Origin of the sequence: Streptomyces fradiae ATCC 10745 = DSM 40063 (assembly GCF_008704425.1) — a bacterium.
Classification (GTDB): domain Bacteria; phylum Actinomycetota; class Actinomycetes; order Streptomycetales; family Streptomycetaceae; genus Streptomyces; species Streptomyces fradiae.
In genome coordinates, this window is record NZ_CP023696.1 from 1,993,051 (window position 1) to 2,010,705 (window position 17,655).

A 17,655-nucleotide genomic window follows, 5' to 3' on the forward strand; every position below is an offset into this window, starting at 1 on the left:
CCCGCCCGAGCCGCCCGTCCCGTCCGGCGCACCGCCGCCCACCGTCTCCGGGGCACGGGGAAGCCCCCGGTCCCGCTGGGGGAGCCGGGGGCTTCGCGAGGTGCGCCGGGAGCGTCAGCAGCCGACCAGGCGGGTGGCGAGGTAGCCCTGGATCTGGTCCAGCGAGACGCGCTCCTGCTTCATCGAGTCGCGCTCGCGGACGGTGACCGCGTTGTCCTCCAGCGTGTCGAAGTCGACGGTGACGCAGTACGGCGTGCCGATCTCGTCCTGGCGGCGGTAGCGGCGGCCGATGGCGCCCGCGTCGTCGAACTCGATGTTCCAGTTCTGGCGGAGGTCCGCCGCGAGGCCCTTGGCCTTCGGGGAGAGCTCCGGGTTGCGGGAGAGCGGCAGCACGGCGACCTTCACCGGCGCGAGGCGCGGGTCGAGCCGCAGCGAGATGCGCTTCTCCATCTTGCCCTTGGCGTTGGGCGCCTCGTCCTCGACGTACGCGTCGAGCAGGAAGGCCAGCATGGTGCGGCCCACACCGGCGGCCGGCTCGATGACGTACGGCGTCCAGCGCTCACCGGCCTCCTGGTCGAAGAACGACAGGTCGGCGCCGGAGGCGCGGGAGTGCGCGGACAGGTCGTAGTCCGTGCGGTTGGCGACGCCCTCCAGCTCGCCCCACTCGCTGCCGCCGAAGCGGAAGCGGTACTCGATGTCGGCGGTGCGCTTCGAGTAGTGGGAGAGCTTCTCCTTCGGGTGCTCGTACCAGCGCATGTTCTCCTCGCGCAGGCCCAGGCCGGTGTACCAGTTCCAGCGCTGCTCCATCCAGTACTCCTGCCACTGCTCGTCCTCGCCCGGCTTGACGAAGAACTCCATCTCCATCTGCTCGAACTCGCGGGTGCGGAAGATGAAGTTGCCCGGAGTGATCTCGTTCCGGAAGGACTTGCCCATCTGCGCGATGCCGAACGGCGGCTTCTTCCGGGAGGTCTGCTGGACCTGGGCGAAGTTGGTGAAGATGCCCTGCGCGGTCTCGGGGCGCAGGTACGCCACGGAGCCGGAGTCCTGGGTGGGGCCGAGGTGCGTGGAGAGCAGGCCGGAGAACTGCTTGGGCTCGGTGAAGGTGCCCTTGTTGCCGCAGTTGGGGCAGTTCAGGTCGGCGAGGCCGTTCGCGGGCACGCGCCCGTGCTTCTCCTCGTACGCCTCCTCCAGGTGGTCGGCGCGGAAGCGCTTGTGGCAGGAGGTGCACTCGGTGAGCGGGTCGGTGAAGGTCGCGACGTGGCCGGAGGCCTCCCAGACCTCGGACGCCAGGATCACCGACGAGTCCAGACCGACGACGTCCTCGCGGGCCGTGACCATGTAGCGCCACCACTGGCGCTTGATGTTCTCCTTGAGCTCCACACCGAGCGGCCCGTAGTCCCAGGCGGCGCGCTGGCCGCCGTAGATCTCACTGCAGGGGTAGACGAAGCCACGGCGCTTGCTCAGGCTGACGATGGTGTCGATCTTGTCGGCGGCCACGGTGCTCTCTTCATACGACGGTGACGAACGGCGAATGCCTCAGATTAGCGGCGGGCGCGCCCCTGGGATCAAATCGGTGGGTGGCGAGGGCCACTTGGTCCCTTTGTTGACAATCGTTTCCAGAAAAGTTGAAAATGAGTGTCATGAACGTACGACGCTCCATATCCACCACCGCCGTCGCCGGAGCCGCTGTCCTCGGCCTGGTCTCCCTCTCCGCCTGCTCCGGCGCCTCCACGGGCGCGGAGAAGGGCAAGGACGGCAAACTGGACGTCGTGGCGTCGTTCTACCCCCTGCAGTTCCTCGCCGAGCAGATCGGCGGCGACAAGGTCTCCGTGACCACCCTGACCCGGCCCGGGGTCGAGCCCCACGACCTCGAACTCAAGCCGCGCCAGATCGCCGGTCTCCAGGACGCCGGGTTCATCCTCTACCTCAAGGGCCTCCAGCCCGCCGTCGACCAGGCCGTCGCCCAGGCCGGCGTGAAGAACACCGTCGACGCGGCCACGCTCACCTCCCTGGAGGCGCACGGCGCCGACGAGAAGGACACCGCCCACGAGGACGGGGCCCACGCCGGCGAGAGCCACGAGGCCCACGACGACCACGGGGCCCACGAGGGCGAGGCGCACGAGGGCGAGGCGCACGCGGAGGAGTCCCACGCCGGGGAGGCCCACGCCGCGGAGTCCGAGGAGCCCGGCGGCCACGACCACGCCCACGAGGGCGGCGACCCGCACGTCTGGCTCGACCCGGTCAAGTACGCCGAGGTCGCCAAGGGCGTGGGCGCCGGCCTCGCCAAGGCCGACCCGGACAACGCCGCCGCGTACGAGAAGAACACCGACGAGCTGGTGAAGAAGCTCGGCGCCCTCGACACCGCCTTCCGCGACGGCCTGAAGAACACCGCGACGCGCACCTTCATCACCTCCCACACCGCCTTCGGCCACCTCGCCGAGCGCTACGGCCTGGACCAGGAGGGCATCGCCGGCCTCGACCCCGAGTCGGAGCCGAGCCCCGCCCGGATCAAGGAGCTCCAGGAGATCGCGCGGAAGGAGAAGGTCACCACCGTCTTCTTCGAGACCCTCGCCAGCGACCGCACCGCCCGCACCCTCGCGAAGGACACCGGCCTGAAGACCGACGTCCTGGACCCGCTGGAGGGAATCACCGAGCGGTCCAAGGGCGCTGACTACCTGGAGGTCATGCGCGCCAACCTCGCGGCCCTGCAGAAGGCGCTCGGCGCGAAGTGACCCGCCCCTCCCCCGTCCGCACACCCCCTGGAGGCACGGTGAGCAGCGAGCCCGTCATCTCCGTCCGGGCGGCCACGGCCACGCTCGGCTCCCGTCCCGTGCTCCGCGGCGTCGACTTCGCCGTCCACCGCGGCGAGGTCGTCGCCCTCCTCGGCGCCAACGGCTCCGGCAAGTCCACCGCCGTCCGCTCGGTGATCGGCCAGGTGCCGCTCACCGGCGGCGGGGTCTCCCTCTTCGGCACCGAGCTGCGCCGCTTCCGCGACTGGTCGCGCGTCGGCTACGTGCCGCAGCGCACCACGGCCGCCAGCGGCGTGCCCGCCACCGTCCGCGAGGTCGTCGCCTCCGGCCGGCTCTCCCGCACCGGGCTGCGGTGGCCCTCGCGCGCCGACCGGGCGGCCGTGGAGCGGGCCATCGAGCTGGTCGGGCTCGCCGACCGGGCGAAGGACTCGGTGTGGGCGCTCTCCGGCGGCCAGCACCAGCGCGTGCTGATCGCCCGCGCCCTCGCCTCCGAGCCGGAGCTGCTGATCATGGACGAGCCGATGGCCGGGGTCGACCTGGCCAGCCAGGAGGTGCTCGCCGCCACCCTGCGCGAGCAGGTGGGGGACGGCACGACCGTCCTGCTCGTCCTGCACGAGCTGGGGCCTCTGGAGCCCCTGATCGACCGCGCGGTCGTCCTGCGCGACGGATGCGTCGTCCACGACGGTCCGCCGCCCGAGGCCGTCGGCCAGCACGCGCTGCCCGGCCACGACCACGTACATCCGCACGCGGCCGACGAGCCGCTCCGCACGGGACTGCTGACCTGACCATGGAAATCCTCGAGCACGCCTTCATGCAGCGGGCGCTCCTCGCCGCCCTCCTGGTCGGCGTCACCGCGCCCGCCGTCGGCATCCACCTGGTGCAGCGGCGCCAGGCCCTGATGGGCGACGGGATCGGCCACGTCGCCATGACCGGCGTCGGGCTGGGCTTCCTGATGTCGGCCAACCCGGTGTGGGTCGCCGGGCTGGTCTCGATCGTCGGCGCCGTCCTGATGGAGCTGATCCGGATGTACGGGCGGACGCACGGCGACATCGCGCTCGCCCTGCTCTTCTACGGCGGTATGGCCGGCGGTCTGCTGCTGACCAGCCTCTCCCCGGACGGCTCCACGGCCAACCTGGTCGGCTACCTCTTCGGCTCGCTGGCGACGGTGTCGCCGCAGGACGTGGTGGCGATCTGCGTGCTCGCCGCGTTCGTGCTGGCCGTGTCGCTGGGGCTGCGCCGCCAGCTGTTCGCCGTCAGCCAGGACGAGGAGTTCGCGCGGGTGACCGGCCTGCCGGTGCGGGCGCTGAACCTGCTCGTGGCCGTGACCGCGGCGGTCACCGTGACGGTCGCCATGCGCGTCGTGGGGCTGCTGCTGGTCAGCGCCCTGATGGTGGTGCCGGTGGCGGCGGCGCAGCAGCTCACCCGGAGCTTCCGCGCCACCTTCGCGGTGGCGGTGCTCATCGGCACGGCGGTGTCGGTGGCCGGCACGGTCACCACGTACTACCAGGACGTCCCGCCGGGCGCGACGATCGTGCTGCTGGCCATCGCCGTGTTCGTCGCCTTCGCCGTACTGGCCGCGCCGCTCGCCCGGCGGCGGGCGCGGGCGGCCGAGGCCGCCGGGGCGCACGACGGCGCGCGCCCCTCCCCCGGCACGGCCGACGACGTCAGGGTCTGATTCCGGCCGGGGGACGACAGCACGGCTGCGGGGCCCCGTCGCGGGGCCTGGCAGAATGGCCCGACGTAAGCGGACGCATGGCGTACGAGTGAGCGGGCCGAGGCAAGGAGGCACCTGTGGCGACGGCAGGATCCGGCGTACGCGCGCGGTCGACCCGGCAGCGCGCCGCCGTCGCGGCGGCACTGAACGAGGTGGACGAGTTCCGCAGCGCGCAGGAGCTGCACGACATGCTCAAGCACCGCGGGGACTCCGTCGGTCTCACGACGGTCTACCGCACGCTGCAGTCGCTCGCCGACGCGGGCGAGGTGGACGTGCTGCGCACCAGCGACGGCGAGGCGGTGTACCGCCGCTGCTCGACCGGCGAGCACCACCACCACCTGGTGTGCCGGGGCTGCGGCAAGGCCGTCGAGGTGGAGGGCCCCGCCGTCGAGGAGTGGGCGGAGTCCGTGGCCGCCGAGCACGGCTTCGTGAACGTGGCGCACACGGTGGAGATCTTCGGCACCTGCGCGGAGTGCGCGGCCGCCGCCGCCCGGTCCGGCGACTGACCCGCGTGCCCCCGGGGCACGGTGAAGAAGGGCGCGGCTCCCGCCCGGGAGCCGCGCCCTTCACGCATCCCAGGCCCGCGTCAGCCGGCGGCGCCGCCGGCCCCGGCCGCCTCCGCCTCGGTGCCGCGCATCGCCGCCTCCATCGCGAGCAGCTCCTCGTTCGGCACGGCCCCGCCGAAGCGGCGGTCGCGCTGGGCGTACTCCAGGCAGGCCCGCCACAGGTCGCGGCGGTCGAAGTCGGGCCACAGCACGTCCTGGAAGACCATCTCGGCGTACGCGCTCTGCCACAGCAGGTAGTTGGAGGTGCGCTGCTCGCCGCTCGGGCGCAGGAACAGGTCCACGTCGGGCATGTCCGCGTAGTACAGGTACTTCGCGAACGTCTTCTCGGTGACCTTCGACGGGTCCAGCCGGCCCGCCTTCACGTCCGCCGCGAGGGCCTGCGCCGCGTCCGCGATCTCGGCCCGGCCGCCGTAGTTCATGCAGAAGTACAGGGTGAGGCGGTCGTTGTCCTTGGTCTGCTCCTGGGCGATCTGGAGCTCCTGCGCGACCGACTTCCACAGCTTGGGCATCCGGCCGACCCAGCGGACCCGGATGCCCAGCTCGTCGAGCTGGTCGCGGGTCCTGCGGATGAAGTCCCGGTTGAAGTTCATCAGGAAGCGCACCTCGTCGGGTGAGCGCCGCCAGTTCTCGGTGGAGAACGCGTACAGGGAGATGCTGCCGACGCCCATCTCGATGGCGCCCTGGAGCACGTCGAGGACGCGCTCGGCGCCGACCTTGTGGCCTTCGGTGCGGGGCAGGCCGCGCTCCTTGGCCCAGCGGCCGTTGCCGTCCATGACGATCGCCACGTGCCCGGGCACCATCTCGCCGGGGATCTTCGGCGGGCGCGCGCCGGACGGGTGCGGCTCGGGGTCCCGGTACCGGCGCCTGGAGCGCCCGAGGATTCCGCGTCGTGCCATGGCCATGCGGCTCACATCTCCTAGTTCTCTTGCTTCTCCACGTAGCGCAGCGAGCGCAGTCCGCGCTCCAGGTGCCAGTGCAGATAGGCGGACACCAGCCCGCTCCCCTCCCTGACGTGGCGCGGCTCGCACGCGTCGGCCGTCGCCCAGTCGCCGGTCAGCAGCGCGCTGAGCAGACCGACGGCCTCCGCCGAGGGTACGACGCTGCCGGGCACCCGGCAGTCGCCGCAGACCACTCCGCCCGCGGCGACCGAGAAGAACCGGTTCGGCCCGTGGATGCCGCAGCGGGCGCAGTCCTCGAAGGAGGGGGCGTAGCCGTTGACGGCGAGGGAGCGCAGCAGGAACGCGTCGAGGACGAGGTGCGGGGCGTGCTCGCCGCGCGCGAGGGTGCGCAGCGCGCCGACGAGCAGCAGGTACTGCTGCACCGCGGGCTCGCCCTCGTGGTCGGTGAACCGCTCGGCGGTCTCCAGCATGGCCGTGCCGGCCGTGTAGCGGGCGTAGTCGGTGACGATGGAGCCGCCGTACGGGGCGATGGTCTCCGTCTGGGTGCACAGCGGCAGGCCGCGCCCGACGAGGTCGGAGCCGCGCGCGAAGAACTGGACGTCGACGTGGGAGAACGGCTCCAGCCGCGCGCCGAACTTCGACTTCGTGCGGCGCACCCCGCGCGCGACGGCCCGCACCCGGCCGTGGCCGCGGGTGAGGAAGGTGATGATCCGGTCGGCCTCGCCCAGCTTCTGCGTACGCAGCACGACGCCGTCATCCCGGAACAGACTCATGGGCCCATTGTCCCGTACGGGCCGGGCGGCCCGGTCCGGCCCAGGGCGGGCCGGGCCCCCGTCACCACCCCGGCTCCGGGTTTCGGCCGGTGTGCTCATAAGCTGGTGATCGCGGCCCGTCCGGGCCGTGAGCTCCAACCCTCACTTCGGGGACCCATAAGCGAGGCTTATGCGGTCATAGCTCCGAAGCGGGTACCGCTCCACCCCTGTGCTCGCGAGGCTGGCGGGTGAGAAGTGCTGACTGTCGAAGGGAACCTGCCATGCCCCGCCCCCTGCGGGTCGCGATCGTCGGTGCCGGCCCGGCCGGCATCTACGCCGCCGACGCGCTGCTGAAGTCCGAGGCCGCCAACGACCCGGGTGTCTCCATCGACCTGTTCGAGCGGATGCCGGCGCCGTTCGGGCTCATCCGGTACGGCGTCGCCCCCGACCACCCGCGCATCAAGGGCATCGTCACCGCCCTGCACCAGGTGCTGGACAAGCCGCAGATCCGCCTCTTCGGCAATGTCTCGTACCCGTCCGACATCACGCTGGACGATCTGCGCGCCTTCTACGACGCCGTGATCTTCTCCACCGGCGCCGAGGCCGACCGGGAGCTGAACATCCCCGGCGTCGACCTCGACGGCTCCTACGGCGCGGCCGAGTTCGTCTCCTGGTACGACGGCCACCCCGACGTGCCGCGCACGTGGCCGCTGGAGGCCGAGAAGGTCGCGGTGCTGGGCGTCGGCAACGTCGCCCTGGACGTGGCCCGCGTCCTCGCCAAGACCGCCGACGAGCTGCTGCCGACGGAGATCCCGGCCAACGTCTACGAGGGCCTGAAGGCCAACAAGGCGCTGGAGGTCCACGTCTTCGGCCGCCGCGGCCCCGCCCAGGCCAAGTTCAGCCCCATGGAGCTGCGCGAGCTGGACCACTCCCCCAGCATCGAGGTCATCGTCAACCCCGAGGACATCGACTACGACCAGGGGTCGATCGACGCGCGCCGCTCCAACAAGCAGGTCGACATGGTCGCCAAGACCCTGGAGAACTGGGCGATCCGCGACGTCGGCGACCGGCCGCACAAGCTGTTCCTGCACTTCTTCGAGTCGCCCGCCGAGATCCTCGGCGAGGACGGCCGGGTCGTCGGCCTGCGCACCGAGCGCACCGAGCTGGACGGCACGGGCAACGTCCGCGGCACCGGCGAGTTCACCACCTGGGACGTCCAGGCCGTGTACCGCGCGGTGGGCTACCTCTCGGAGGAGCTGCCCAAGCTGCCGTGGGACGCCGCGTCCGGCACGGTCCCGGACCGGGGCGGCCGGGTCGTGGAGGGCGGCGAGCACGTCACCTCCACCTATGTGACCGGCTGGATCCGGCGCGGCCCCATCGGCCTGATCGGCCACACCAAGGGCGACGCCAACGAGACCGTGGCCAACCTGCTGGAGGACCACCGCGAGGGCCGGCTGCACACGCCGGAGGCCCCGCAGGAGGACGCCGTGGTGGCGTTCCTGGAGGGCAGGGGCGTCGCGTACACGACGTGGGACGGCTGGTACCGGCTGGACGCCGCGGAGCGGGCGCTCGGCGAGGCCGAGGGCCGCGAGCGGATCAAGATCGTGGAGCGCGAGGAGATGCTGCGGGCCAGCGGCGTCGAGGCCTGACCGTCCGGCCCCGCCGCCCGGCCCCGCCGTCCGGCGCGCGCCCCGTTCGCCCCGCCCCTCCGGGCGGTCAGAACGGGGCGCGCGCCGCTTCCATGAGCCGGGCCGTGTCGTCGGGCCGCAGGAGCAGGGCGTTGCCCACGGTGGTGAGCACCTCCCGCTCGGCCTGGATGTAGGCGCCGTCGGCCAGGGCGATGCGGGCGCCCTGGAGGAGGACGGACTCCCGGCCGGCCGCCGCGAGGTGCGGGGCGAGCGGCTCCAGCGCCTCGTGCAGTTCGATGGCCAGGGCGGCGCCGCACGGCCCGTCCGCGTCCCCGAAGTAGCGTCCGGTGTCGGCGGCCAGCGCCTCCACGAGGCCGGTGAGGCTGTCGTCCGTGCAGTCGTCGTACCCGGCGGCCCGTACGGCGTGGACGGCGGTCCGCACGGCGGTGGGCGAGGACGTGCCGCCGGCGGCGAGGACCGCGAGGGCGACCGTGTGGACGGCGTCGCGGAGCATCGCGGAGAAGCGGGCCGTCGTCGGGTGGTCCAGCACCTCCGTGCCGAACCGGTCGTGGCAGGCGGCGCACTCGACGACCGGGCCGGCCAGCCCGCGCGGCAGCACCGGCACGCCCAGCACGGCGAGGCGGCGGCGGCCCGTGCGGCGCCGGTAGTTGCGGTCGCCGCCGCAGCCGGGGCAGAAGAACTCGCCGTCGCCGATGGTGTGCCACGCGGTGTGGACGGACCACATGCGGAGTCTGCGGCCACTCGATTCGCGTGTTCCCCGCGCTGGCAGCACCGTCGTACCTCCTGACGCCTCGGCCACCTTGCCGACGATGACGTGATGTTAGCCACATCCGCGAGGTGGCGTCAGCACCTCGTCGTGAGAACGCCAGGACATGGCCGAACCCCGCCCACGGCGGTGGGCGGGGTTCGGCGGGCCGGTGCGCGGCGGCGTCAGCGGGCGGAGCGGTTGACGGCCGAGATGACCGCCTTCAGGGAGGCGCGGGTGGTGTTGGCGTCGATGCCGATGCCCCACAGCACCCGGCCGTCGATGGCGCATTCGATGTAGGAGGCGGCCTGCGCCGAGGCGCCCTCGCTCATCGTGTGCTCCTGGTAGTCCAGCAGCCGGGCGTCGACGCCGACGGCGTTCAGCGCGTCGAAGAAGGCGGAGATCGGGCCGTTGCCGGTGCCGGTCAGGACGGTGTCGGCGCCGTCCACGACCGCCTCGACGGTCAGGGTGTCGGTGCCGTCCTTGTCGGTGGTGGTCTGCCCGGAGCGGAGCTGGATGCGGCCCCACGGGTTGTCCGGGTTGGGCAGGTACTCGTCCTGGAAGACGGCCCAGATGGCGGCCGGGGTGACCTCGCCGCCCTCGGCGTCGGTCTTCGCCTGGATGATCTTCGAGAACTCGATCTGCATCCGGCGCGGCAGGTCCAGCTTGTGGTCGTTCTTCAGGACGTACGCGATGCCGCCCTTGCCGGACTGCGAGTTGACCCGGATGACCGCCTCGTAGGAGCGGCCGACGTCCTTGGGGTCGATCGGCAGGTAGGGCACGGCCCACTCGATGTCGTCCACGGTCTTGCCGGCGGCGGCCGCGTCGGCCTCCATGGCGTCGAAGCCCTTCTTGATGGCGTCCTGGTGGGAGCCGGAGAAGGCCGTGTAGACCAGGTCGCCCGCGTAGGGGTGGCGCGGGTGGACCTCCATCTGGTTGCAGTACTCGGAGGTCCGGCGGATCTCGTCGATCTGCGAGAAGTCGATCTGCGGGTCGATGCCCTGGCTGAACAGGTTCATGCCCAGGGTGACCAGGTCGACGTTGCCGGTCCGCTCGCCCTGCCCGAACAGGCAGCCCTCGATCCGGTCGGCACCGGCCATGACGGCCAGCTCGGCCGCCGCGACGGCCGTGCCCCGGTCGTTGTGCGGGTGCGCGGACAGGCACACGAACTCGCGGCGGGTCAGGTGGCGCGACATCCACTCGAAGCGGTCCGCGTGGGTGGACGGCGTGGAACGCTCCACGGTCGCGGGCAGGTTGAGGATGATCTCGCGGCCGGCCTCGGGCTGCCAGACGTCGCAGACGGCCTCGCAGACCTCCAGCGCGAAGTCCAGCTCCGTGTCGGTGAAGATCTCCGGGCTGTACTGGTAGCCGAAGACGGTGTCGTCGCCCAGGATCTTCTCGGCGTACTCCACCACCAGGCGGGTGCCGTCCACGGCGATCTGCCTGATGTCGTCCCTGGAGCCGCGGAAGACGACCCGGCGGAAGACCGGCGCCGTCGCGTTGTACAGGTGCACGGTCGCCCGGTGGGCGCCGCGCAGGGACTCGACGGTCCGCTCGATCAGGTCCTCGCGGGCCTGCGTCAGCACCGAGATCGTCACGTCCTCGGGGATCGCGCCCTCCTCGATGATCGAGCGGACGAACGCGAAGTCCGTCTCGCCCGAGGAGGGGAAGCCGACCTCGATCTCCTTGTAGCCCATGCGTACGAGCAGGTCGAACATGGCCCGCTTGCGCGCGGGGGACATCGGGTCGATCAGCGCCTGGTTGCCGTCCCGCAGGTCGGTCGACAGCCAGCGCGGCGCCTTGGTGATGCGGCGGTCGGGCCACGTGCGGTCCGGCAGGTCGACGGCCTCGTACGGGCCGTACTTGTGGATCGGCATGCCGGACGGCTTCTGGGTGTGCGTCGCGTTGGTGACCGGCGTGCGGCGGCCGACGGAAGGGGCTGCGGTCTGGGACATCGCGTGGGGCTCCTCGGGTCCGGTGAGTGGACGGCCGACGGTTCGAAGCATCACCAGACTCCGCGGGGAGGGGGTCGGCCTAAGAACTACAGGCCCTCGCCGCGGCAGCTAAGGAGAAGCAGCCCGAAACGCATGATGCGCAGCAGCCTAGCCCAGCGCCCCGGGAAGCGGCGGTGCCGTTCCAGTATGCGGGATTCCGCTCCGACAACCCTCGAACGGTGAGGAATCACTCCTTTTCGTCAACCGTCGTCGCAACGAGTGACTTTGCGATGACACACTGCCACATTGCCAGACATGACCGCACAGCACTCCCCCACGCCCGTCTTCTGCACGATCGTCCCGCCGCACCTGCTGGACCGGCTGAGCCGCTCCGCCGACCCGGCGGTGGCCGCGGCGGCCCGCCGTACCCTCGTCGCCGACGAGGCGAACCGCACCACCCGCCGCCTGACCACGGTCACCGGCGTCCGCCCCGCCCCGAGCGGCGTCCCCGAACCGTCGGGCGCCCCCCGCCGCACCGTCCACGACGCGGAGAACCGCACCCGCCTGCCGGGCAGGAAGGTGCGCTCCGAGGGCGGGGAGCCCACGGGGGACGCCACCGTCAACCGCGCGTACGCCGGGCTCGGCGCGACGTTCGAGCTGTTCCTGGCGGCGTACGGGCGGGACTCCATCGACGGCGCCGGACTGCCGCTCGACGCGACCGTCCACTACGACCGGGACTACGGCAACGCCTTCTGGAACGGCGAGCGGATGGTCTTCGGCGACGGGGACGGCGAGATCTTCAAGGACTTCACCCTCCCGGTCGACGTGATCGGCCACGAACTGGCCCACGGCGTCACCCAGTACACCGCGAACCTGGCGTACTTCAGCCAGCCCGGCGCCCTCAACGAGTCCATGTCCGACGTCTTCGGCTCGCTGGTCAAGCAGTACACGCTCGGCCAGAGCGCCGGCGAGGCCGACTGGCTGATCGGCGCGGGCCTCCTCTCCGACCAGGTGCAGGGCGTGGCGCTGCGCTCCATGAAGGCCCCCGGCACGGCGTACGACGACGACGTCCTCGGCAAGGACCCGCAGCCGGCGAAGATGGCCGACTACGTGGACACCGCCGCCGACAACGGCGGGGTGCACATCAATTCGGGCATCCCCAACCACGCCTTCTACCTGGTGGCCACGGCGCTGGGCGGGCCGGCCTGGGAGCGGGCCGGGCAGATCTGGTACGACGTGCTGACCGGCGGCAAGCTCAAGGAGACGGCCGACTTCGCGGCGTTCGCCCGGCTGACGGTGGCGGCGGCGCGGGAGCGGTTCGGCGAGGGCGGCGCGGAGACCGAGGCGGTCCTCAAGGCGTGGTCCACGGTGGGGGTGCCCACCAGGGGGTAGAACGGGGCCATGCGGATCGAGGTACGGCGTACGGGTGGCTTCGCGGGCATCGAGCGCCGGGCGGAGGTGGACACGGCGGCCCTGGCCGACGCCTCCGTCTGGCACGCCCTGGTGGAGGCGGCCCTCGCGGAGGCGGCCCCCGTCGGGGCGGCCCCGGCGGAGGCGGCCCGCTCGGGGCCGGGCGGCGGGCCGTCCCGCATGCCGGACGGCTTCTCGTACGAGATCACGGTGGACGGGCGCACCGTCCGCTGCGCGGAGCCGCACCTGACCGGCGCGCAGCGGGAGCTGGCCTCCCGCGTGCTGCGGGAGGGCGCCTGACGGGCGCCCCCCAGAGGGCTCAGAAGCCGAGCTTGCGCAGCTGCCTCGGGTCGCGCTGCCAGTCCTTGGCGACCTTGACGTGCAGGTCCAGGAAGACCGGGGTGCCCAGCAGCGCCTCGATGTGCTTGCGGGACTTGATGCCGACCTCCTTCAGGCGCTTGCCCTTGGGGCCGATGATGATGCCCTTCTGGCTGGGGCGCTCGATGTAGACGTTGGCGTGGATGTCCAGCAGCGGCTTGTCGGCGGGACGGTCCTCGCGGGGCAGCATCTCCTCGACGACCACCGCGATGGAGTGGGGCAGCTCGTCCCGTACGCCTTCGAGCGCGGCCTCGCGGATCAGCTCGGCGACCATGACCTGCTCGGGCTCGTCCGTGAGGTCGCCCTCCGGGTAGAGCGCCGGGCCCTCGGGCAGCAGCGGGACCAGCAGGTCGGCGAGGAGCTGGACCTGGGTGTCGCCGACGGCGGAGACCGGGACGATCTCCGCCCACTCGATGCCCAGCTCCTTGCCGAGCCGGTCGACGGCCAGGAGCTGCTCGGCGAGCGCCTTGGAGTCGACCAGGTCGGTCTTGGTGACGATCGCGATCTTCGGGGTCTTCCTGATCCCGGCCAGCTCCTTGGCGATGAACCGGTCGCCGGGGCCGACCTTCTGGTCGGCGGGCAGGCAGAAGCCGATCACGTCGACCTCCGCCCAGGTCGTGCGGACGACGTCGTTGAGCCGCTCGCCCAGCAGCGTGCGCGGCTTGTGCAGGCCAGGCGTGTCGACCAGCACGAGCTGGGCGTCCGGGCGGTGCACGATGCCCCGCACGGTGTGCCGCGTCGTCTGCGGGCGGTTGGAGGTGATGGCCACCTTCTGACCGACCAGAGCGTTCGTGAGGGTGGACTTGCCGGCGTTGGGGCGCCCGACGAAGCAGGCGAAGCCCGCGCGGTGGGTCGCTTCGGATTCTGGTGTGCGAACGCTCATGGCAGCCATTCTCCCCGATCGCGGCCCGGCCACGAACCGCGCGGGGGCCGCTCCGGCCGCCCGCGTCCCGTGCCCGCCCCCGCGCGGGGGCGGGCACGGGACGCGGGAGCGGCGCACGCCGCGTCGGACGGGCACCCGACAGGGGGCGGGCACCGGCCCGTACGGGCGGGGCCTCGTCCGCCACGGGAACGACGCCGAGCAGGACGGACAGCCACCGGCCGGCGCCTCGGGGGCCACGTCCGCCACGGCATCGGCGCGCACCGGGCGTGAGGTCACGTCCGCCACGGGAGGCCGGCACGGCACGCGGCACGCGGGGCGGCGCGGGGCACAGGGGCGACGCGCGGCACGTGCGGCCGCACGCGGGCGCCGCAACGCCGCCGCGAGGCGGCGGCACCGACACGGTCGGTGGGGCCTGCCGGCCGCGCGTGCACGTGCGGCGGTACGCGGCACGTGGGCGCCGCAGCTCCAAGCGGCGGCACCGACAGGCACGATGGGGCCGGCGTCCCGCGCGGGGGCCGGACCCGTACCTACCGCACGGGGCCCGGCCGCCACGCGGGGAAGGGCGCCCCCGCGCGCCGCGGGGCTCAGCCCGCCGTCACGCGGGCGCGCACCTGCGCGTCGGGACCGGCGAGGAGGACCGGGACGGCGGGGCCGCCCAGGTCGCGGACGGCGGCGCGGTCGGCGGCGGCGAGGGTGTTCGCCTCGGAGACGACGGCCGCCGCCTCCAGGGACTTCGCCCCGCTGGCCACGGCCATCGCCACGGCCGTCTGGAGGGCGCTCAGCCGGAGCGACTCCAGCGCCACCGTCCCGGCGACGTACGTCCGGCCCGTCTCGTCCCGGACCGCCGCGCCCTCGGGCACGCCGTTGCGGGCGCGGGCGCTGCGCGCCAGCGTGATGATCTTGCGGTCCTCGGGGTCGAGTTCGGTGCTCTGCGTCATGCCCCGAGCATAAGCAGGGGCGGCCGGGAACTCCCCGGCCGCCCCGTCGCCCTGCCGGCCTCAGCCCTGGGCGCCCTTGACGAACTTGTCGCCGCCGCGCTTGGCCAGGTCCTCGAAGCCCGAGTGGTCGGGCTTCTCGCCCATCGGGACGTACGCCAGGCGCATCATCCCGGCGCCCTGGCGGGCGACCAGCACGTCGGACTCCAGCTTCATGCCGAGCTGGGGGATGTCCATGCCGAGCCGGAGGCCGACGGTCTCCTCGCCGACCTGCGGGGCGGTCAGCTTCTCGGCGGTGACCGTCATCTTCTCGCCGTCCTGGACGGTCGTGAAGGTGGCGCACGCGCCGACGGCGTCACCGACGCTCTTCACGAACGCCTTCGCGGCGGCGTCGTCGGCGTAGGTGAAGATCTGCTGGGCGAGGATGGCGCTGTCACCGTCCCGGCCGAACTCGCGCTCCCCGCCCTCCGTGGCGCCCTCGACCTCGTCGGACATGAGCTGCGCCAGCGGCTGGCACTCGGGCTTCTCCGCCTTCGGCTTGTCCTCGGACGGCGCGGCCGCCTCCACCTTCCAGCCGGTCGGCAGGTCGGCGACCTCCAGGAGGCCCGCCTTCATCTGGGCCTCGGTGAGCGGAGCCGCCGCGGGCTTCTGCCCGGCGCCGCCCTCCGGCGCCCCCTTGCCGCCCTCCTCGTCGGAGGAGCCGCCGCACGCGGCGGTCAGGAACAGGGCGGACGCGGTGAGTGCGACGACGGCGCCTCGGCGCATGCGGACGTACATGGTGTGGTGCCCACCATGGTTGTGGTGATCTCGGGGAGTCGGCTTCCCCGTCCCCGCCCTCGCGGGCCGCGGTGAGGATATCCGCCGCCCCCGGCATCCGGCCCCGCGGCCCCTACGGGCGGTCCAGGCGCAGGCGCACGGCCTTCGGCAGGCCGGCGACGACCAGGTCGTAGGAGTCCTCGATCATCTCCCTGACCAGGGGCTCCGGCAGCCGCGCGACGGACACCGTGTTCCAGTGGCGCTTGTTCATGTGGTAGCCGGGGACGACCACGTCCGGGTGGTCGGCGCGCAGCCGCAGCGCGTTCTCCGGCTCGCACTTGAGGTTCACGGTGAGCGGGTGCTCGTCGAGGTCGGCGAGCGCGAATATCTTCCCGGCCACCTTGAAGACCGAGACCTCCGGGCCGAAGGGGAACTCCTCCACGGCGTCGTCGAATTCCAGGCAGAACGCCTTGAGCTGCTCGGGGGTCACGCGGCCTCGTCCTCCGTCTCCGGCCGTACGGGCTCCGCCAGCACGGTCACGATCCTGTTGCGCCGGCCCGCCGGGGACTCGGCGGTCAGCCGCAGCCCCCGCCCGTCCGGCAGGTCGACCACGGCCGTGGCCCCGGCGATCGGGACGCGGCCCAGCGCCTTGGCGAGCAGGCCGCCGACCGTCTCCACGTCCTCGTCGTCGTACGCGTCGAGCCCGAACAGCTCGCCGAGGTCGCCGATGTCGAGGCGGGCCGTCACCCGGAAGCGGCCGTCGCCGAGCGTCTCGACGGGCGGCAGCTCGCGGTCGTACTCGTCGGTGATCTCGCCGACGATCTCCTCCAGGATGTCCTCGATCGTGACGATCCCGGCCGTGCCGCCGTACTCGTCGATGACGACCGCGCAGTGGTTGCGCTCCCGCTGCATCTCCCGCAGCAGGTCGCCGGCGTTCTTGGTGTCCGGGACGAACACCGCCGGGCGCATCGCCGAGGAGACCGGGTCGGCCTCCGCCTCGCGGTTGATGTGGGTCTTGCGGACCAGGTCCTTCAGATAGACGATGCCCACCACGTCGTCCTCGTTGTCCCCGGTCACGGGGATGCGCGAGAAGCCGGAGCGCAGGGCGAGCGTGAGCGCCTGCCGGACGGTCTTGTAGCGCTCGATCGACACCAGGTCCGTGCGGGGCACCATCACCTCGCGGACCAGGGTGTCGCCCAGCTCGAAGACCGAGTGCACCATGCGGCGTTCCTCGTCCTCGATGAGCGACTCCTGCTCCGCCAGGTCGACCATGGCGCGCAGCTCCGCCTCCGAGGCGAAGGGGCCCTTGCGGAAGCCCTTGCCGGGGGTGAGGGCGTTGCCGATGAGGATGAGCAGCTGCGGGATCGGGCCCATGATCCGGGCGAGCGGCAGCAGCACGTAGGCGGCGGCGGTCGCCGTGTTCAGCGGGTGCTGGCGGCCGATCGTGCGCGGCGAGACGCCCACGGCGACGTACGAGACGAGGACCATCACGCCGATCGCGACGACCAGCGCGCTCCACGTCTCCGCGAACTCCTCCAGGCACACGTAGGTGACGAGCGCGCCGGCCGCCGTCTCGCAGGCGACCCGCACGAGCAGGGCCACGTTGAGGTAGCGGGTGGGGTCGGAGGCCACCTGGACGAGCCGGGCCGCGCCGCGCCGCCCGGACCGCAGGGCCTCGGCGGCGCGGAAGCCGGAGACGCGGGCGATGCCGGCCTCCGCGCACGCGGCGAGCCAGGCGACCACGACGAGCGCGACCGCGCCCAGGACGAGCTGTCCGGTCATGAGAGGGTCGGCGCCGGGGAGGGGCCGGTGAGGCCCTTCTCCGCCCGCCAGCCGTCGATGATCGCCGCCTGGAGGCCGAACATCTCGGCCTTCTCGCCGGGCTCCTCGTGGTCGTAGCCGAGGAGGTGGAGCACCCCGTGGACGGTGAGGAGCTGCAGCTCCTCGTCCATGGAGTGGCCCGTGGGCGCCTCGCGGCCCTGCCGCTCGGCGACCTCGGGGCAGAGCACGATGTCACCGAGGAGCCCCTGCGGGGGCTCCTCGTCGTCCTTGGAGGGCGGACGCAGCTCGTCCATCGGGAAGGACATGACATCCGTCGGGCCCGGCAGGTCCATCCACTGGATGTGCAGCTGCTCCATCGCGTCGGCGTCCACGACGATCACCGACAGCTCGGACAGGGGGTGGATGCGCATGCGCGCGAGCGCGTAGCGGGCGACGTCGAGGAGCGACTGCTCGTCGACCTCGGTGCCGGACTCGTTGTTGACGTCGATCGACATGTGCTGTG

The 17,655-nt window shown here is 72.6% G+C and carries 18 protein-coding genes; 7 read left to right on the top strand and 11 right to left on the bottom strand.

The annotated features are described in order from the left end of the window. Window positions 1-114: 114 nt before the first annotated feature. A complete protein-coding gene (locus CP974_RS08985; RefSeq protein WP_031128294.1) occupies window positions 115-1,497 on the bottom strand; it encodes a glycine--tRNA ligase in 1,383 nt (460 codons plus the stop codon). Between the two features lie 143 nt (window positions 1,498-1,640). Here CP974_RS08985 and CP974_RS08990 point away from each other — a divergent pair, with 143 nt between their 5' ends. From CP974_RS08990 to CP974_RS09005, 4 genes are all read left to right on the top strand, one after another. Next, entirely contained in the window at window positions 1,641-2,732 is a 1,092-nt protein-coding gene (locus tag CP974_RS08990; protein WP_031128292.1) for a metal ABC transporter substrate-binding protein, read from the top strand. A 38-nt stretch (window positions 2,733-2,770) separates the two neighbouring features. Continuing rightward, a complete protein-coding gene (locus tag CP974_RS08995) occupies window positions 2,771-3,535 on the top strand; it encodes a metal ABC transporter ATP-binding protein (protein WP_031128291.1) in 765 nt (254 codons plus the stop codon). A gap of 2 nt (window positions 3,536-3,537) precedes the next feature. Next, window positions 3,538-4,425, top strand: coding sequence for a metal ABC transporter permease (locus tag CP974_RS09000; protein WP_031128290.1), 888 nt, complete (start codon window positions 3,538-3,540; stop codon window positions 4,423-4,425). A gap of 116 nt (window positions 4,426-4,541) precedes the next feature. Beyond that, entirely contained in the window at window positions 4,542-4,970 is a 429-nt protein-coding gene (locus CP974_RS09005; RefSeq protein ID WP_031128289.1) for a Fur family transcriptional regulator, read from the top strand. 80 nt (window positions 4,971-5,050) lie between these two features. Here the strand turns inward: CP974_RS09005 and CP974_RS09010 are convergent, their stop codons facing one another. Both CP974_RS09010 and recO read right to left on the bottom strand, forming a co-directional pair. Continuing rightward, window positions 5,051-5,926, bottom strand: coding sequence for an isoprenyl transferase (locus tag CP974_RS09010; RefSeq protein WP_037936348.1), 876 nt, complete (start codon window positions 5,924-5,926; stop codon window positions 5,051-5,053). Window positions 5,927-5,946: 20 nt separating this feature from the next. Then, window positions 5,947-6,702 carry a DNA repair protein RecO gene (gene recO, locus CP974_RS09015; protein WP_031128287.1) on the bottom strand — a complete coding sequence of 252 codons (756 nt, stop codon included), beginning with the start codon at window positions 6,700-6,702 and terminating at the stop codon, window positions 5,947-5,949. Between the two features lie 260 nt (window positions 6,703-6,962). Here recO and CP974_RS09020 point away from each other — a divergent pair, with 260 nt between their 5' ends. Continuing rightward, the gene (locus CP974_RS09020) at window positions 6,963-8,330 is read left to right on the top strand and encodes an FAD-dependent oxidoreductase (protein ID WP_031128286.1); all 1,368 of its coding nucleotides are present in this window, start codon (window positions 6,963-6,965) and stop codon (window positions 8,328-8,330) included. A 67-nt stretch (window positions 8,331-8,397) separates the two neighbouring features. Here CP974_RS09020 and CP974_RS09025 read toward each other — a convergent pair whose 3' ends face one another. Next, window positions 8,398-9,102, bottom strand: a complete 705-nt coding sequence (locus CP974_RS09025) for a TerB family tellurite resistance protein (RefSeq protein ID WP_031128285.1) — start codon at window positions 9,100-9,102, stop codon at window positions 8,398-8,400. Between the two features lie 158 nt (window positions 9,103-9,260). After that, window positions 9,261-11,030, bottom strand: coding sequence for a 2-isopropylmalate synthase (gene leuA / locus CP974_RS09030; RefSeq protein ID WP_031128284.1), 1,770 nt, complete (start codon window positions 11,028-11,030; stop codon window positions 9,261-9,263). Window positions 11,031-11,324: 294 nt separating this feature from the next. Between leuA and CP974_RS09035 the strand changes: the two genes are divergently transcribed. Both CP974_RS09035 and CP974_RS09040 read left to right on the top strand, forming a co-directional pair. Next, the gene (locus tag CP974_RS09035; RefSeq protein WP_031128283.1) at window positions 11,325-12,401 is read left to right on the top strand and encodes a M4 family metallopeptidase; all 1,077 of its coding nucleotides are present in this window, start codon (window positions 11,325-11,327) and stop codon (window positions 12,399-12,401) included. Between the two features lie 9 nt (window positions 12,402-12,410). Beyond that, the gene (locus tag CP974_RS09040; RefSeq protein WP_031128282.1) at window positions 12,411-12,719 is read left to right on the top strand and encodes a protealysin inhibitor emfourin; all 309 of its coding nucleotides are present in this window, start codon (window positions 12,411-12,413) and stop codon (window positions 12,717-12,719) included. A 19-nt stretch (window positions 12,720-12,738) separates the two neighbouring features. Here the strand turns inward: CP974_RS09040 and era are convergent, their stop codons facing one another. The 6 genes from era to ybeY all read right to left on the bottom strand — a co-directional run bounded on the left by era (window position 12,739) and on the right by ybeY (window position 17,647). Beyond that, window positions 12,739-13,689 (bottom strand): GTPase Era, encoded by a 951-nt coding sequence (era, locus tag CP974_RS09045; RefSeq protein ID WP_037936326.1) that lies wholly within the window; start codon window positions 13,687-13,689, stop codon window positions 12,739-12,741. 575 nt (window positions 13,690-14,264) lie between these two features. Next, entirely contained in the window at window positions 14,265-14,618 is a 354-nt protein-coding gene (locus tag CP974_RS09050) for a cytidine deaminase-like protein (RefSeq protein ID WP_031128279.1), read from the bottom strand. A gap of 60 nt (window positions 14,619-14,678) precedes the next feature. After that, window positions 14,679-15,380 (bottom strand): sensor domain-containing protein, encoded by a 702-nt coding sequence (locus CP974_RS09055; RefSeq protein ID WP_158100749.1) that lies wholly within the window; start codon window positions 15,378-15,380, stop codon window positions 14,679-14,681. Between the two features lie 124 nt (window positions 15,381-15,504). Then, entirely contained in the window at window positions 15,505-15,861 is a 357-nt protein-coding gene (locus CP974_RS09060) for an MmcQ/YjbR family DNA-binding protein (RefSeq protein WP_031128275.1), read from the bottom strand. Continuing rightward, on the bottom strand, window positions 15,858-17,153 hold the full coding sequence (locus CP974_RS09065; protein ID WP_031128274.1) for a hemolysin family protein: 1,296 nt from the start codon (window positions 17,151-17,153) through the stop codon (window positions 15,858-15,860). Before CP974_RS09065 ends, CP974_RS09060 begins: the two co-directional genes overlap by 4 nt. Further along, entirely contained in the window at window positions 17,150-17,647 is a 498-nt protein-coding gene (gene ybeY, locus CP974_RS09070; RefSeq protein ID WP_031128273.1) for an rRNA maturation RNase YbeY, read from the bottom strand. The genes CP974_RS09065 and ybeY overlap by 4 nt, the downstream gene beginning before the upstream one ends. Window positions 17,648-17,655 lie beyond the last annotated feature (8 nt).

Excerpts from the sequence above, each read along its gene's own strand:
- CP974_RS08990 (WP_031128292.1), top strand. The coding sequence starts at position 1,641 with ATGAACGTACGACGCTCCATATCCACCACCGCCGTCGCCGGAGCCGCT.
- CP974_RS09000 (WP_031128290.1), top strand. The coding sequence starts at position 3,538 with ATGGAAATCCTCGAGCACGCCTTCATGCAGCGGGCGCTCCTCGCCGCC.
- CP974_RS09010 (WP_037936348.1), bottom strand. The coding sequence starts at position 5,926 with ATGGCACGACGCGGAATCCTCGGGCGCTCCAGGCGCCGGTACCGGGAC.
- recO (WP_031128287.1), bottom strand. The coding sequence starts at position 6,702 with ATGAGTCTGTTCCGGGATGACGGCGTCGTGCTGCGTACGCAGAAGCTG.
- CP974_RS09020 (WP_031128286.1), top strand. The coding sequence starts at position 6,963 with ATGCCCCGCCCCCTGCGGGTCGCGATCGTCGGTGCCGGCCCGGCCGGC.
- leuA (WP_031128284.1), bottom strand. The coding sequence starts at position 11,030 with ATGTCCCAGACCGCAGCCCCTTCCGTCGGCCGCCGCACGCCGGTCACC.
- CP974_RS09035 (WP_031128283.1), top strand. The coding sequence starts at position 11,325 with ATGACCGCACAGCACTCCCCCACGCCCGTCTTCTGCACGATCGTCCCG.
- CP974_RS09040 (WP_031128282.1), top strand. The coding sequence starts at position 12,411 with ATGCGGATCGAGGTACGGCGTACGGGTGGCTTCGCGGGCATCGAGCGC.
- era (WP_037936326.1), bottom strand. The coding sequence starts at position 13,689 with ATGGCTGCCATGAGCGTTCGCACACCAGAATCCGAAGCGACCCACCGC.
- CP974_RS09050 (WP_031128279.1), bottom strand. The coding sequence starts at position 14,618 with ATGACGCAGAGCACCGAACTCGACCCCGAGGACCGCAAGATCATCACG.
- CP974_RS09055 (WP_158100749.1), bottom strand. The coding sequence starts at position 15,380 with ATGCGCCGAGGCGCCGTCGTCGCACTCACCGCGTCCGCCCTGTTCCTG.
- CP974_RS09065 (WP_031128274.1), bottom strand. The coding sequence starts at position 17,153 with ATGACCGGACAGCTCGTCCTGGGCGCGGTCGCGCTCGTCGTGGTCGCC.
- ybeY (WP_031128273.1), bottom strand. The coding sequence starts at position 17,647 with ATGTCGATCGACGTCAACAACGAGTCCGGCACCGAGGTCGACGAGCAG.